At 75.2% G+C, this 15,344-nt stretch carries 14 protein-coding genes; 8 read left to right on the plus strand and 6 right to left on the minus strand.

What is annotated here, in order from left to right; genetic code table 11:
- Positions 1-45 precede the first annotated feature (45 nt).
- Together ACFYWG_RS08240 and rfaE2 are read left to right on the plus strand one after the other, a co-directional pair.
- Positions 46-681 (plus strand): SIS domain-containing protein, encoded by a 636-nt coding sequence (locus ACFYWG_RS08240; protein ID WP_376333493.1) that lies wholly within the window; start codon positions 46-48, stop codon positions 679-681.
- Positions 678-2,084 (plus strand): D-glycero-beta-D-manno-heptose 1-phosphate adenylyltransferase, encoded by a 1,407-nt coding sequence (gene rfaE2 / locus ACFYWG_RS08245; protein ID WP_389200028.1) that lies wholly within the window; start codon positions 678-680, stop codon positions 2,082-2,084. Before ACFYWG_RS08240 ends, rfaE2 begins: the two co-directional genes overlap by 4 nt.
- Positions 2,085-2,189: 105 nt before the next feature.
- On the opposite strand, the gene ACFYWG_RS08250 is transcribed toward rfaE2, so the two are convergent.
- From ACFYWG_RS08250 to ACFYWG_RS08265, 4 genes are all read right to left on the minus strand, one after another.
- The gene (locus tag ACFYWG_RS08250) at positions 2,190-3,743 is read right to left on the minus strand and encodes an MFS transporter (RefSeq protein ID WP_385420178.1); all 1,554 of its coding nucleotides are present in this window, start codon (positions 3,741-3,743) and stop codon (positions 2,190-2,192) included.
- Positions 3,744-3,836: 93 nt separating this feature from the next.
- Complete coding sequence (locus ACFYWG_RS08255; protein WP_389200030.1) at positions 3,837-4,400, minus strand: hemerythrin domain-containing protein; 564 nt, start codon at positions 4,398-4,400, stop codon at positions 3,837-3,839.
- Between the two features lie 74 nt (positions 4,401-4,474).
- Entirely contained in the window at positions 4,475-5,008 is a 534-nt protein-coding gene (locus tag ACFYWG_RS08260) for a DoxX family protein (protein ID WP_376333500.1), read from the minus strand.
- Positions 5,009-5,070: 62 nt separating this feature from the next.
- Complete coding sequence (locus tag ACFYWG_RS08265) at positions 5,071-6,246, minus strand: amidohydrolase (protein ID WP_389200034.1); 1,176 nt, start codon at positions 6,244-6,246, stop codon at positions 5,071-5,073.
- A gap of 213 nt (positions 6,247-6,459) precedes the next feature.
- Between ACFYWG_RS08265 and ACFYWG_RS08270 the strand changes: the two genes are divergently transcribed.
- The 6 genes from ACFYWG_RS08270 (at position 6,460) to ACFYWG_RS08295 (ending at position 11,992) form a co-directional block, all read left to right on the plus strand.
- Positions 6,460-7,938, plus strand: coding sequence for an aminotransferase class I/II-fold pyridoxal phosphate-dependent enzyme (locus ACFYWG_RS08270; RefSeq protein WP_389200035.1), 1,479 nt, complete (start codon positions 6,460-6,462; stop codon positions 7,936-7,938).
- Between the two features lie 108 nt (positions 7,939-8,046).
- Entirely contained in the window at positions 8,047-8,235 is a 189-nt protein-coding gene (locus tag ACFYWG_RS08275) for a hypothetical protein (protein WP_333930290.1), read from the plus strand.
- 19 nt (positions 8,236-8,254) lie between these two features.
- Complete coding sequence (locus tag ACFYWG_RS08280; protein ID WP_389200037.1) at positions 8,255-8,965, plus strand: hypothetical protein; 711 nt, start codon at positions 8,255-8,257, stop codon at positions 8,963-8,965.
- 5 nt (positions 8,966-8,970) lie between these two features.
- Entirely contained in the window at positions 8,971-9,933 is a 963-nt protein-coding gene (locus ACFYWG_RS08285) for a DUF6895 family protein (protein ID WP_389200744.1), read from the plus strand.
- Positions 9,930-10,847 carry a DUF6895 family protein gene (locus tag ACFYWG_RS08290; protein WP_383511452.1) on the plus strand — a complete coding sequence of 306 codons (918 nt, stop codon included), beginning with the start codon at positions 9,930-9,932 and terminating at the stop codon, positions 10,845-10,847. Before ACFYWG_RS08285 ends, ACFYWG_RS08290 begins: the two co-directional genes overlap by 4 nt.
- On the plus strand, positions 10,844-11,992 hold the full coding sequence (locus ACFYWG_RS08295) for a serine hydrolase domain-containing protein (RefSeq protein WP_389200039.1): 1,149 nt from the start codon (positions 10,844-10,846) through the stop codon (positions 11,990-11,992). The genes ACFYWG_RS08290 and ACFYWG_RS08295 overlap by 4 nt, the downstream gene beginning before the upstream one ends.
- Positions 11,993-12,050: 58 nt before the next feature.
- On the opposite strand, the gene ACFYWG_RS08300 is transcribed toward ACFYWG_RS08295, so the two are convergent.
- On the minus strand, positions 12,051-13,418 hold the full coding sequence (locus ACFYWG_RS08300) for an alpha-lytic protease prodomain-containing protein (RefSeq protein WP_383511179.1): 1,368 nt from the start codon (positions 13,416-13,418) through the stop codon (positions 12,051-12,053).
- Between the two features lie 211 nt (positions 13,419-13,629).
- A complete protein-coding gene (locus tag ACFYWG_RS08305; RefSeq protein WP_383686695.1) occupies positions 13,630-15,294 on the minus strand; it encodes an alkaline phosphatase D family protein in 1,665 nt (554 codons plus the stop codon).
- Positions 15,295-15,344: the final 50 nt, after the last annotated feature.

Genomic DNA, 15,344 nt, shown 5'->3' on the forward strand with positions numbered 1-15,344 from the left:
GTGTGGGTCCTCCGCCGTCACCGCACGGCGGTGCGCCCGATCCGCATGAGCGAATCCCCCGCACAGTCCGGTCTCGACGCCGCCCGTCTGCACTGCCGGTCACTGGAGGAGGCCCTCGGCCGGTTCCGCCGGGACGGCCTGGACCGCGTCGCCGAGTGGGGCGGCCGGCTCGCCGACGTCCTCGGCGGCGGCGGCCGGCTGCTCGCCGCGGGCAACGGCGGCAGCGCCGCCCAGGCCCAGCACCTCACCGCCGAGCTCGTCGGCCGCTACCGCCGCGAACGCCGCGCCTACTCGGCGATCTCCCTGCACGCCGAGACCTCCAGCGTGACCGCCATCGGCAACGACTACGGCTTCGACCAGGTGTACGCCCGCCAGGTCGCCGCGCACGGCCGCCCCGGCGACGTCCTGATGCTGCTGTCCACCTCGGGCCGCAGCGCCAACCTCCTCGCCGCCGCCGTGACCGCCCGCCAGGCCGGTCTGCGCGTCTGGGCCCTCACGGGCCCTGGCCCCAACCCGCTGGCGGAGGCCGCCGACGAGGCGCTGTGCGTCGACGCCGACAGCAGCGCCAACGTCCAGGAGACCCACCTCGTCGCCGTCCACCTGCTGTGCGAGTGCTTCGACACGGCCGTCTCCACGCCCCTGGCCCGGCGCACCGTCCTCACCCGCGGGAGCACCTCATGACCGGCCCGAAACCCCTCGCCGTCGTCGGCGACGTCCTCCTCGACGAGGACATCGAGGGCGTCGCGACGCGCCTCGCGCCGGACGCCCCCGCCCCCGTCGTCGACGTCACCGGCGACCGGCGCCACCCCGGCGGCGCGGGCCTGGCCGCGGCGCTGGCCGCGCGCGGCGGCCGGGACGTGGTCCTGGTGACCGCCCTCGGCGACGACGAGGCCAGCGAGGCCGTACGCCGCGACCTGCGCGACCGGGTCCGGCTGCTGGAGATCCCGCTGAACGGTACCCTTCCGGTCAAGACCCGCGTCCTGGCGGACGGCCGCCCCGTCGTCCGCATCGACCGCGGCGGCGGCACCCCGGGCGAGCCGGGCGACGCGGTGCGCGAGGCGCTCTCCCACGCCCGGGCCGTCCTCGTCGCCGACTACGGCCGCCGCACCGCGGGCGCGCTGCGCCCGCTCCTGGAGGAGGTCGCGCGCCGCACGCCCCTGGTGTGGGACCCGCACCCCAAGGGCGACCCGCCCGTGCCCGGGGCGCGTCTGGTCACCCCCAACGCGGCGGAGGCCCGGGCCCTGCACCCCGGCTCCGGCGACACGTCCCTGGGCGCCTACGCCGAGCGGGGCGCGCACCTGGCCGAGCTGTGGCGCGCCGCCGGTGTCGCCGTCACCCTCGGCGAACGCGGTGTCCTGCTCACCCGGCCCGGGTCCACCACGCCGATGCTCGTCCCCGTGCCCTACCGGGCCGACGGCGACCCGTGCGGGGCGGGCGACTGCTTCGCGGCGACGACGGCGGCGGCCCTCGCCGACGGGCTGCTCCCCGAGGAGGCCCTGCAACGGGCCGTCGCCGAGGCGGCGGCGTTCGTCGCTGCGGGCGGGGCGGGCAACCCCGCCCTGTGGCGCACCGAGCCGGTGCCGGCTCCCGCCGGCGACCCCGCCTCGGACCCGTTCGCCCTCGCGGAGAGCGTCCGCGCCCGCGGCGGCACCGTCGTCGCCACCGGCGGCTGCTTCGACCTGGTGCACGCCGGTCACGTCGGGCTGCTGGAGAGCGCCCGGCGCATCGGCGACTGCCTGATCGTGTGCCTGAACTCCGATGCCTCCGTCGCCCGCCGCAAGGGCCCGGGCCGTCCGTTCAACCCGGCGGCCGACCGGGCCCGGGTGCTGGCCGCGCTCGGCAGCGTGGACGCCGTCGCGGTGTTCGAGGAGGACACCCCTAAGGAGGTCCTGGCCCGGCTGCGGCCCGACGTCTGGGTCAAGGGCGGCGACTACTCGGTGCAGGACCTGCCCGAGGCGGAGGTGCTGCGCACCTGGGGCGGCCAGGCGGTGGTCCTGCCGTACCTGGACGGCCGCTCCACGACCCTGCTGGCCCGCAGGGCGGCGAAGGCCGCCTCGACCGCGCTCCGTCCGTCCGGGTCCTGAACCCCGGCACGGCGGATCCGTACGAGAGCACCGAGCCGGCCCCCGGCACCGGCCGGACCCGTCCACGGACGGTCCCGCCGCTGCCGGGCGGGCCCGGCCGCTCCCTCAGGCCGCCGTGCTCAGGGCCGGGCGGCCCGGCAGGTCGTCCTGTTCCTTGCGCAGGACCACCGGCGCCAGGGCCCGGCGCTGCCGCAGCAGGTACCCGGCGCCGATCGAACCGGCGATGATCAGCCCGCCGACGACGAGGGCGCCGCGCGCCCCGGCCAGCTCCATCAGCAGACCCAGCGCGGGCGGGCCGCCCAGGCCCCACACCGTGCCGATGCTGCCCCACACGCCCAGCACGCGGCCGCGCAGATGGGCGGGCGGGTCGGTCTGCAGCACGGAGGTGCCGGCGGTGTCGGAGACGGACTCCACGACCGCCATCGGCAGCACCAGCACGATCAGCACCGCCAGCGACGGCGACAGACCCGCCACCACCTGCAGCAGCGCACCCGTCGCGGCCAGGGCCCCCACCAGCCGGACCGACGGACGCCGCAGCCGGGCGCCGAGCACCGCGCCGAGGATGCCGCCGAGGGCGAGCACGGTCGACACCGTGCCGAACGAGCCGGCGCCCCCCGCGAGCGGCCCGGTCACCAGCACGGCCAGGGTGAGGCCGTAGTTGCGGCCGAACACCGCGCTGATCCCGGTCACCCCGGCGAGCGCGACCAGCCGCGGCCGGCGGGCGAAGAAGGCCAGGCCCTCCCGCACGGTGAGGCCGGCGGAGGGCTCGTCCCCGGCGGCCGGGCCCTGGGCGGCCTGCCGCACCGCACCGGGCGCCGGGCGCAGGAACGGGATCACCGAGGCCACGAACAGGAAGGACAGGCCGTTGGCGAAGTACGCGGCGGACGTGCCGAGGAACCCGACCGCCACTCCGGCCAGCGCCGCGCCGACGAGCCGGCCCGCCTGGTGCACCAGCGCCCCGACCCCGATGGCCGAGGGGACGTCCTCCGGCGGGACGAGGTCGTTGCCGAGGAGCGCGCACGCGGGGCTGTCGACGGTGGCGACGACACCCGTCAGCGCGGCCAGCACCATCAGCGAGGTCATGTCGATCCGGTCCAGCGCCACGAGGACGGCCGTGGTGAACGCGATCGTCCCGAGCAGCGCCTGGCTCACGGCGGCCGTCAGCCTGCGGGGCCACCGGTCGACGGCGGCGCCGCCGAACACGCTGATCAGCAGCGCGGGCGCGGCCTGCACCGACATGGACAGCCCGGTCGCGGCCGCGGAGCCGGTGATCTGCAGGACGAGCAGGTTCTGCACGGTGAGCTGCATCCAGGTGCCGGCGTTCGACACGAAGTTCGCGGCGGACCACCAGCGCATGCTGCGGTACCTCAGCGAACGCCAGGGCGAACGGGACGCGGACTGGGCAGGGGAGAGCGACGAAGACACAGGACGGAACTCGCAGGAGATGTCGGGGGCCCGGCGGGAGGAGGGCGGGGAGCGGGAGCACCGGCCGCGCTGCGCGGTGGCTCCCCTGGCCGGGTCACGGCGCGGACCATCGTGACAGAGGGCGACCCCCGGTCCGTCCGCCCTGACGCCGCCGGCTGCCCGCGCGGGTCCCAACCACCCGCGCCCCGCGACCCTTTGGGGACCCGCGTGGGGTTGATCACAGTCGACGATCATGCCCCTCGGAGAAGTCACTCCACGTGATGGCGGCCACAGGCACGGAGAAGGGCCCGTCGCCGCGGCGACGGGCCCTTCTCGGATGCGGATGCGCTAGTCGGACTTGCCCCGGCCGGACAGGGCGTCCCGGAGCCGGTCGACCATGCCGGCGCCCGGGTTGAGCAGCTTGTTCGCCGGAGGCCTGTCGGGGGCGGCCGGGTGGGGCCTGGTCGGGGCGGTCTTCTTGGCCTTGCGGACCTTCTCACCCAGCTCGTCCAGCGCCTCCGGCGGGCAGACCGCGCGCAGCGCCGGGAAGAGGTTGCCCTCCTCGTCGGCGATGTGCGCGCGGATCTCGCTCATCAGCCGGGTGACGAGCCGGTCGAACTCGGCGTCGCCCGCGTCGCAGCCCTCCAGGTCCTTCATGATCTGCTCGGCCGTGGCGTGGTCCTGCAGTTCCCGGTCGGCGAGGGCGTCCCCGCCGGTCACGTGCTCGCGCACGGCCGGGTAGAGGTAGGCCTCCTCGGCCACCGAGTGCCGTACGAGCTCCATGGTGACCTTGTCCGCGTAGACCTTGCGGTCCTCGTGGCCGGGCGGCAGGGCCTCGATCCTGCCGAACATCTCCTCGACCTCGCGGTGGTCGGTCACCAGCTCGTCGATGACGTTTCCTCCGTGTCCCATGTCCTTCACCTCCTGCCCTCGGGTCCCCTCGGCCCCCGGCGGCTAACGCGTGCTCGCCGCCCCGCCGGGGCCGCTCAGACGGGGAGCTTGGCCCGGACCCGGCTCGCGGTCGCGGCCGGGCGGGCGGTGGCGCGCACCGAACGCCGCACCAGGCCCGCGTCGCGCCGCACCCCGCGGGCGGCGTGGGTGCCGCGCCACAGCAGCGAGGGGCGGGAGCCGGTGTCGTCGGCCGCGATGAGCAGGCCGCCCAGCATGGACATGTTCTTGAGGAAGTGGATGCGCTGCTGGGCTCGTTCCTCCGGGTCCTTCGTCTCCCAGAACCGGTGCCCGGCCAGTGTCGTGGGCACCAGCGTGGCCGCGATGGCCAGCGCGGCGGGCCGGGGCATGCGCCCGGTGGCCAGCATCAGCCCGGCCACCACCTGCACCGCGCCGTTCAGCCGGACGGCCTGCTCGGTCCGGTCCGGCAGCACGGACACCCGGTCGGTGACGGGTTTGACGACCGGCTCGGCGGCGTCGGCGACCTGCTTCGGATCGCGGACGGAGTTCACCCCGCCCGCCAGGAACATCGAGGCCAGCATGGGGCGGCCGAGCACGCGCAACAGACTCATGACCCTCTCCAGGGTGTCGGTGGACTCACTGCACGCCGGGTTCCCCGGGCGGGGTGGACCACTCACGCCGTGCGGTGCCCGGCCCACGCCCGCGCGCGCAGCTCACCGGACAGCAGCACGTCGACGGCCGTGCAGGCGAGCGCCCGCGTCACGGCGAGGAGCACCTCACGGGCGCGCGGGGAGGCGGCGGCCTCGGCGAACTCCGGGGTGTGGTCGGAGCCGTCCTCGCCCATGATCGCGACGAACGGGTGGACGGCGGGCACACGGGCGCTGACATTGCCGATGTCGGAGGACCCCAGGTACACGCCGGGCACCGGCGGCGACAGCGGGATCCCGGCCCCGGCCAGGTGCGCGGCGAACCGCTCCGACAGGGCGGCACTGTCCCGGAAGTGCTCGTAGCGCACGGTGGCCCGTTCGACCTCGCAGGTGGTGCCCGTGGCCCGGGCGACACCGTCGGCGCACACGCGCAGCCGCTCCGTCAGCTCGTCCAGCGCCTCGGTGGTGGCCGCCCGCAGCCCGAACAGCCCCTCCGCGAACTCCGGGACGATGTTGGTGGCGGTGCCGCCGTGGGTGACGATGCCCTGCACGTGCGAGCCCTCCGGCAGGCGCCGTCCCAGCACCGCCAGCACGTTGAACAGCTCCACGAGGGCCGCCAGCGCGTCGATGCCCTCCGTGGGGTTGCCGGTGGGGTGGGCGGCGCGGCCGTGGAAGGCCACCCGGTACTGCACCTGCGCGGTCAGCGGTGCGCGGACCCAGCTGTGCACGCCGGGGTGGAACATCAGTGCCGCGTCGACGTCGTCGAAGACCCCGGCCTCCACGTGAAGGGCCTTGCCGCCCCCGCCCTCCTCCGCCGGCGTCCCCACGGCCAGCACCGTGCCCGCGGCGGCCGGAACGGCCGAGGCGGCCGCCAGCGCCGCGCCCAGGCCCGCCGCCGCGATGAGGTTGTGGCCGCAGGCGTGGCCCAGACCCGGCAGGGCGTCGTACTCCAGCAGCAGCGCCACGGCGGGCCGGCCCCGGCCCGAGCGTGCGGTGAACGCGGTCGGCATCCCCGCGACGCCCCGCTCCACGGCGAAACCGGCGCGTTCCAGCTCACCGCAGAGCAGGGCCGCCGCGCGGTGCTCGGCGAACGCGTACTCGGGATCCGCGTGCAGCCGCAGCGCCACGTCCCACAGGGCGTCGGCCCGGGCCGCCACCTGCGCGCGGACACACTCGTGCACGTCGTCACGGATGTCGGTCACGTACTCCTCCTCGGCCTCGGCGTGCCGGACCGGGTCTCCCGGCCGTGCTCCCGCCCGGCCCCGGCACGCCGGGCCCGGGTTTCACGGCCGGGCGCGTCGACACCGTCCGTGTTTCGTCCGGTGCCGCAGTGCAACACGGTCGGTGCACCCGCCGGGTCCCGACCGCGCGGCCGGCGTGCGGCGGCCGGCGGGCCGGATTCGGGAGGTACGACCATGGACCACTCGCGCGTGCCCGTGCTGGAGGCGCTGCAGGAGTTCCGCCGCCGGGGCGACATCGCCTACGGGCCGCCCGGCCACAAGCAGGGCAGGGGAGTGGACCCCCGGGTCGCCGAGATCGTCGGGCTGGACGTGTTCCGCTCCGACGTCCTCTCCCTCAACGGCCTGGACGACCGGCGCCAGTCGCAGGGCGTCATCAGCCAGGCGCAGGAGCTGATGGCCGACGCGGTCGGTGCCGAGCACGCGTTCTTCTCCACGTGCGGCAGCTCCCTGTCCGTGAAGACGGCCATGCTGTCGGTGGCCGGGCCGGGGGAGAAGCTGCTGCTGTCGCGCAACGCCCACAAGGCGGTGATCGCGGCCGTCGTCGTCAACGGCGTCGAACCGATCTGGGTCCACCCGAAGTTCGACACCGAACGGCACGTGGCCCATCCGCCCGAGCCCGACGACGTGCGCCGGCGGTTGCGGGAGCACCCCGACGCCAAGGGCATGCTGCTCATCACGCCCACCGACTGGGGCTCCTGCGCGGACGTCCGGGGCGTGGCCCGGGTCTGCCACGAGTTCGACGTGCCCCTCATCGTGGACGAGGCGTGGGGCGCCCATCTGCCCTTCCACCCGGAGCTGCCCGCGTGGGGCATGGACGCCGAGGCCGACCTGGTGGTGACCAGCGTGCACAAGATGGGCGGGGCGGTGGAGCAGAGCTCCGTCTTCCACCTCCAGTACGACCGGGTCGCGCCCGAGGTGCTCAAGCAGCGGGAGGACCTGCTGGGGACCACCAGCGCCTCGTCCCTGGTGTTCGCCACGCTCGACGGCTGGCGGCGCCAGATGGTGGAGCAGGGGCACGGGCTGCTGGACACGGCGCTGCGCCGGGTCGGGCGGATCCGGGCGGCGGCCGCCGAGCTCCCGGGGCTGCGGCCGATGGGCGGGGAGATCGTGGAGGAGGGGCTCGCCGCCTCCTTCGATCCGCTCAAGCTCGTGATCGACGTGCGGGAGCTCGGCGTGAGCGGGATGCAGGCCGCCGAGTGGCTGCGCACCCACCGGCACGTCGACGTCGGCGGCTCGGACAGCTGCCGGATCAGCGCCTCGATCACGTACGCCGACGACGACGAGACCGAGCAGGTCCTCCTGGACGCCCTGGGCGCGCTGGTGGAGCACGCCGACTCGATCGAACGGCGCCCGCCGGCCCGGCTGCCCGCGCCGGCCACTCTGGAGCTGGAGCAGGCGATGCTGCCTCGCGCGGCGTTCTTCGCCCCGGTCGAGCACGTGCCCGCCGAGCGGGCCGCGGGACGCGTCTCCGCGGAGATGCTGAGCCCCTACCCGCCGGGTGTGCCCGCCATCGCGCCGGGCGAGGTCATCACCGACGAGGTGGTGGACTACCTGCGCAGCGGGGTCGAGCACGGCGTGCTCATCCCGGATGCGGCCGACCCCGCCGTGCGGACGCTGCGGGTCGTGGCGCGCGAGGCGGCTCCTCACGGGTGAGATGTTGAAGATGTTACTGAAGTGAATTCTGAGAAATTTGGCATGCTTTGTCCGAATCCGGAGATCCGAAAGGTGAAGGTACTCGCTTCAGCTCAAGGAGATGGTGCTATGCCTTCCACGGAAAAGGTCACCAAGGAACTGACCGGTGTCCCGAGCGTCGACATCGAGGCGGCACTCGACCCGGCAGAACTCGACGGCGTCTACCGCGACAGCCGTCAGTGCGCAGCGCTCGCGCTGCAGTCGGGCGCGACGAAGCTCCTTCTGTCGCCGCCCACCCCGCGCCCGAAGAAGGGCTGACGGAGAACAGGAGTAGTCAATGGAGCAGTCTGGCACCTCGACCCTCCTGCAGGGCGCGGTGCGGGACCTCGCTTCCGGTGTGGTCTCCGCCCTTCGGGGCGGGGGCCACACCCCGTCGGCCGCCCCCGCGGCGGCCGACGGGGAAGCCGAGGGCCTGGCCGTCGCGGCCGTGCGCGTGCTGGGATCCGACGCGCTGCTGCCGAGCGTCCTCCTGCACACCCCGCCCCTGCCCGACGAACTGGCCGTCTTCCGCAAGGCGGTGGAGGCCTACCCGCCCCGCGCCGACGCCGCACCCACCGTCGTCTGGAGCCACTGGGCGATGCGGCGCACGATGCGCCGGCTCGACCCCTCCTTCGTCGACACCACCACCCACGCTCCCGGGACGGAACCCGACGCGGCCGCCCTCGCCGACGCGAGCTGGCAGTCCCTCACCCACCAACTCGCCGTCCTGGCCCCGCTCGCCCTGCCCGGCGAGGACTGCGCGGTCACCCGTGTGGCCCGGCGCCGGTCCCTCGACGTGGCGCGCGGGTTCGTCCGCGCCGTGCGCCGCCGGGACTGGCGGCAGGCGGCCGGCGCCGGACGCTGGCTGACCCTGCTCGACGGCGTCCCGGACACCCTGGGGCTCGACACCGGCCTCGACTTCACGGAGCTGATGGGCGGTGAGGACCCGCTCGTGGCTCTGCAGATCGAGGCGGCACGGCTGTCGGCACGGGCGGGAGCCCCCGCGTGACGCGCGTGGCGGCGCCGCTCGATCCGGGCCTGGTCCGCCGGCCGGCCGAGGCCGCGCTGGCCTGGATCAGCGACCGGCGCGCCGGCTTCGCCCTCGGCGAGGACGCGCTGGCCGCCGACGGCGAGGTCGACCGCAGCTGGAAACCGATCGGCGAACTCGCCCTGGTGTGCGCCGCCGTGTCCCGGAACACGGCACCGACCGACCCGCTGCACGCGCGCGCCGCCGGCCTGCTGGAGTACGCCTGGCAGGAGACCGGCCGGGGCGAACTCCTGCTGCGCCTGCAGCGCCTGGAGCCCTTCGCCACCTACCCGCTGGAGGTGTACGCCGCCTTCGCCGCCGCGGGGCTGCGCCACCCCGGCTACGAGCGGGCCGCCGCCCTGGTCGCCCGCACCCGCGGCTGGCAGCTCACCGAGCAGCCCGCCACCCGCCGGCTCGGCGTCCTCAATGCCGAGGAGACCACCGGCGTCCGCCGCTCGGGCGGCATGCCGCTGACTCTGCGCACCACCTGGCTGGGCGGACTGCCGGAACCGTGGACGTTCGAGCGCGACTCCGGATACGCCCTGACGCACGTGGTGTTCCACCTCACCGACTGGGGACGCCTCGGGCCCGCGGGACTGCCCCCGGACCTGGCCGCCTACCTGGCCGACTGGCTGCCGCCCTGGCTCGACACCTGCCTGGACGCGCAGATGTGGGACCTCGGCTGCGAACTGCTGGCCGTCGCGGCGAGCCTGCCCGAACTCCCCGCGCCCGCGGTGCTCGCGGACGCCTGGGAGCGGATCGCGGCCGCGCAGCACCCCTCGGGCGCCCTGCGCGAGGCCGGGCACAGCGACGGCGAACCGGACTTCGCCGTCCACTACCACTCGACCCTCATGACCGTCTTCGCGGCGGCCCTGACCACCGGGCGGCTGGTCGACGCGGCCCCCGCCGGCCCGCCCGACCGGCCCGGCGCACAAGGAGTGCTGGGATGACCGACACCCGCCTGATCCACAACGTCGGGGTCCGCGCCCTGGAATGGCTGTGGGCCCACCGCGACGGATTCCGGCTGGAGCCCGACGCCGACCCCGAGACGGGCTTCCTGGAGCGGTTCAAGCCCATCGGCGAACTCGCCCTCATCTGCCGCGTGCTCTTCCGCGAGGGCGTCGCCGGCTCACGCCAGGCCCAGCTCGCCCGCCAACTCCTCGACCACACCTGGCGCGACACCCTCGACGGCGGCCGGATGCTGGTGCGCGGACAGCGCACCGAACCCGCCTCGCCCATCCCCTTCGAGGTGTACCTGCCGTTCAAGGAACTGGGCTACAGCCAGCCCGAGGTCGAGCGGGCCACCGAACTGAACCACCGGCTGGAGAGCTGGGTGTCCTTCGAGACCACACCCACCCGCCGGCTGGGCCTTTCCGCCTTCCAGCGCCGCTTCGGGCTCGCACCCCGTCCGCCGGAGGCCGACCTGGTCGGCGCGACCTGGCTGGCCCGCACCCCCGAACCCTGGACGGTCGAGGGCCACACCGCCTACGACGTCACGCACACGGTGTTCCACCTCACCGACTGGGGCGAGAACCCGGACGGGCTGCCGCCCGCCATTGCCGACTACCTCGCCACCTGGCTGCCGGTGTGGATCGACGACTGGCTGGACCTGCGGCGCTGGGACCTGCTCGGCGAGCTGCTGGTGGTCGACGCCTGCCTGCCCCGGCCCACGCTGGACCCCCCGGCCTGGGAGGCGTTCGCGGCCGCCCAGCAGCCCGACGGCGCGATGCCCGCGATCCGCGCGATGCCCGAGGGCGAGCCGGACGAGGTGTTCGACGTCGTCTACCACCCCACGCTGGTCGCGGCGTTCGCCTCGTTCCTGGCCACGTCCCGGTCCCTGTCCGAGCTGTCCCGCGCCTCATGACCGGCCCCCGGTCCCCCCTCGTGCCCGGGTCCGCCCGCCCGCTGTGGCCGGGTGAACCCTCCCCCGGCGAAGAGGCCACGGCCACGGCTCCGGACCCCGCGAAGGGCGATCCCGGCGCGCGCGGACCGGCGGAGCGGTCCCTGGCCCGGCGGCTCGCCGAGGCCGTGGAGGCGGCGGACGCCCCCGACGTCGTCCTCGCCGTCTCCCGCCACGGCCGGCGCACCGTCATGAGCGGCGGCACCGCGGCCCGCCGCCCGCTGCCCCGCGAGGCGCTGCGCTACGAGGTCGGCTCGGCCGGCAAGACCTTCACCGGTCTGCTCCTGGCCCGGCTCATCCACCGCGGCGTCCTGACCGGAGGCGAACCGGCCGCCGTCCTCCTCGGCGCCCCCCGTCCCCCCGGCGCCCACGCGGTCACCCTCGCCCACCTGATCACCCACACCTCCGGGCTGCCCGCCCTGCCGCCCGGCTTCCTGCGGCGCGCCCTGCCCGCCTGGCGCACCAACCCCTACGCCCGCTTCCCGGCCGAGCAGGTCGTCCGCGCCTTCCTGAGCCACCGGCCCCGCCACCGCCCCGGCACCCGGTGGTGCTACTCCAATTACGGCGTCGCCGTGCTGGGACACGCCCTGGCCGCCGCCACCGGCACCCCGTGGGAGAGGCTGCTCACCGACCAGGTCCTGGACCCGCTCGGCCTGACCGGCACCACCCTGCACGCGGACGGCCCCGGAGCCGACGCCCCCGGGCACACCAAGGACGGCCGGACCCCCGTCCCCGCCTTCGACGCGGGCGGATTCCAGGCGGCCGGAGCGGTCCGGGCCACCCCGGGAGACCTGCTCGCCTTCCTCGAAGCGCACCTGGACCCGGCCGCCGCGGCGACCTCCCCCACCCTCGCGGCCGCGCTGCGCGCGGTGCGCCGCCCGGTGCTCCGCCGCGGCCTGACCCACCGGCACGTGCACACCATCGCCTGGTTCCGTCACCCCACCGACGGCGGACCGATGTACTTCCACAGCGGTGCCACCCTCGGCCAGCAGGCGTTCCTGGGCTTCCGCCCCGACACCGGCACGGCGCTGGCCGCCGTCTGCACCCGGCGCTTCCGGGCCCACGACCCGTTCGTGGCCGGCGCGTACCGGCTGCTGGCCGAGGCGTAGCGGAACGCGCCCGGCGCCGGTGCCTGCCGCACCGGCGCCGGGCAGCCCTGAGCCTGCGTCACACCCGCTGCCACAGCGCCGGGGTGCCCACCGGGGACCAGGGCGTCCGCGCCTGGTGGGTCTGCAGGCACCGGTAGCGCACACCCGCGTGCGTCACCGTCGCGCCCGCCTCGTACACCCGCCCCGCGGCCCAGGTCTGCACCGTCTCGCCCTGGGGCGCCGGCTCCTCCTCGGCCTCGGCGGTCGTCAGGGTGAGGCCGAACGCCTCGAGCAGGGCGTTGACCGGCTGGTAGAACGTCGTGCCGCCGGAGGTGCAGTCGCCGGAGCCGCCCGAGGTGACGCCCTGCGCCTGCACGCCGGAGACGTACGGCCCGCCGGAGTCGCCCGGCTCGGCGCACACGGTCGTCTGGGTGAGCCCGTCGACCCGGCCCTCGGCGTAGCTGACGCTCGTGTCGTGCTGCTCGACCTTGCCGCAGTGCCAGCCGGTGGTGGAGCCCGAGCGGCAGACCGCCGCGCCCACCAGCGCCTGCACCGAGCCGGTGACCTGCACGTCCTGCCCGCCCTCGCCCTTGACGTTCGGCGTGACCGTCCACTGGTCGTTGACGGCCACCCACGACATGTCCTTGCCGGGGAAGGTGGACGCCTGGAAGGTGCCCTGCTCCGCCTGGTTGTGCCCGGTGGTCTTCGAACCCGGCTTGCCGCAGTGGCCCGCCGAGGCGAAGCCCTGCTGCTCGCCCTTGGTGACGGAGAAGCCCACCGAGCACCGGGCCGTGCCGTCGATGTAGTACGCGTCGCCGCCGGTGATGTCCTCCAGCAGCCGCGGCCGGTCCGCGGTGACCTTGACGCCCACGTTCTGCGCGTCCACCCCTGCGGCCTTCAGGAACGCGGCGGCGGCGCTCTCGCTCTCCGCCTGCACCACGAGGCGGTTGGCCGGCACGTCGATGTACCACAGGGGTGTCTTCTCCGTGCCCACCCGGGCCGCCGCCGCGTCCAGCTTCTCCTTCGCGGCCCGCAGGTCGCGCAGCGGCTGCTTCACGACCTGCGCCTTGGCGCCCTGCGCCTCGATGGCGGACACGTCCGCCGCGTCCGTGGTGGCCACCACGAGCTCCTGCGAGGTGGCGCCCCGCAGCCACGCCCCGGCGAAACGCTCGCCCAGGGCGTTGCGCAGCAGGCCGGCCCGGGTGCCGGCCTCCGCCTCGTTGACCAGCCGCCGGGACGCCTGGGCCGGGGTCAGCCCGAGGTCGCGCTCCATGGCGCGCAGCAGTCCGGGTGACGGCCGGTCGGCGCCGAGGGTCTGGGCGGCCGAGGGCGGGGGACCGGGCGCCGGGGTCGGCTCCGCCGCCGCGGCGGGGATACCGGTGGCGACGAGTGCGCCGAGCGCGGCCAGTGCGGCCCGGCGGCCGGTCACGGCATGTCTGTGGGCCATGCGGATTGTCTCCTTCGGTCACGGTGTGCGCTGCGGATTGCGCCGCAGACTCTCGCTGCGGGGATCGGTCGCGGCGCGGCCTGCCGCACAGGCCTTGCCGGGAGGGGGCGGCCTGATGTGCGGCGCCGCTCCGGTTCGCGCTCTGGTGCCGCGAAGGGCGCCATGTGCAGTACGGGGAGGGGTGCGCGGCCCGGCGGACCGCACGAGCACGTCAGGCGGACTTCAGCCCGGGCGAGCCCACCTCGGTGACGAAGGACGCCGTCGTCGAGATCGACGCACCGGGCGTCGTGATCGCCGGGACGATCCGGAAGTCGACCTGCGCCTCGTCCCGGCCCAGCTCCACCCGGACGTAGCCGCGCCGGCCGTCGTAGTACTTCATGTGCGGGTTGGCCTTCATGTACGTGTCCCAGTCGGCGGGCCTCTCGGTGCCGTCACCGCCGCTGGCGATGGAGGTGCAGGTGAACTCCGTGCCGACCGCCTTGGAGGCCGGGTCGTCGAAGTCCTCCTTGATGTCGAAGGCGTACCCGACGTGGACGTCGCCGGTGAGGACCATCCAGTTCTCGATCCCCGCGGCCTTGGCGCCCGCCATCACGCGGTCGCGCGAGGCGCGGTAGCCGTCCCAGGCGTCCATGGAGACCCGGGCGGGCGCGGTGAGGTCGAACTTGCGCTGCGAGAAGCAGACCTGCTGGGGCATCACGTTCCACAGCGCGTCGGAGGTGCGCCAGCCGTCCAGCAGCCAGCGCTCCTGCGCGTCACCGGTGAGGGTGCGGGCCGGGTCGTCCGACTCGGGGCCCGGCGGGTGCGGCCGGTCCTCGTAGGCCTGGTCGGAGCGGTACTGGCGGGTGTCGAGGATGTCGAACTGGGCGAGCGACCCCCAGGTGAGCCGGCGGTACAGCCGGGCGTCGGGCCCCTGCGGCAGCTGATCGGCGCGCAGCGGCTGGTTCTCCCAGTACGCCCGGTAGGCGGCGGCCCGGCGCACCAGGAACTGGTCCTGCGGGCTGCCCTTCTCGTCGTAGGGCCCCGCGTAGTTGTTCTCGGTCTCGTGGTCGTCCCAGGTCACCACGAACGGGTGCTGGGCGTGCGCGGCCTGCAGGTCCGGGTCGTTCTTGTACAGCGCGTAGCGCAGCCGGTAGTCCGCGAGCGTGGTGGCCTCGTGGTTGAAGACGTCGGGGAGCTTGCGGTCGGTGTAGCGGCGGGCGCCGCCCGCGGAGTTCACGCCGTACTCGTAGAGGTAGTCGCCGAGGTGGAACACCACGTCGACGTCCTCCTGCGCCAGGTGCCGGTGGGCCGTGTAGTAGCCGTCCTGGTAGGCCTGGCAGGCCACCGCCGCCAGTCGCAGGCTGTCGGCGTCGCCGCCCGGGGCGGGCGCCGTGCGGGTGCGGCCGACGGGACTGATCCAGGCGCCCACCCGGAACCGGTAGTAGTAGGTGCTGTCCGGTGTCAGGCCCTTGACGTCGACGTGCACGCTGTGGGCGTACTCCGGGTGGGCCGTGGCGGCTCCCTGCTGCTCCACGAGGGCGAACCACTCGTCGATGGCCACCTCCCAGTAGACGACCACCCGTTCCTGGCCCAGGCCCCCGTCCTCTGCGAAGGGCTCGGGCGCCAGCCGGGTCCACAACAGCACCGAGTCGGGCAGCGGGTCCCCGGAGGCCACGCCGAGGGTGAACGGGTCGTCGGTGATCCGGGCCGCGTCGCGTTCCGGGGCGGCGGTGGCGCCGCGGGCGGGCCGGTTGGTGGAGAAGGCGAGCAGCGCGGCGGCCGCGGTGACGGTCAGGAAGCGGCGGCGGGCGAGGTGCGGCGCTGCCGTGCGCAGTACGGCGTCGTGCGGGGAGAAGGCATGCTCGGACGGTGGTCTTTGACGGCCCGTCAGCGCCATCCTGGGGTCCTCTCGTACGGGGCAGGGGCGCCCCGGGCGAGCGAACGCGT

The sequence above is a fragment of the Streptomyces sp. NPDC003456 genome, assembly GCF_042878735.1.
Taxonomy (GTDB): Bacteria; Actinomycetota; Actinomycetes; order Streptomycetales; family Streptomycetaceae; genus Streptomyces.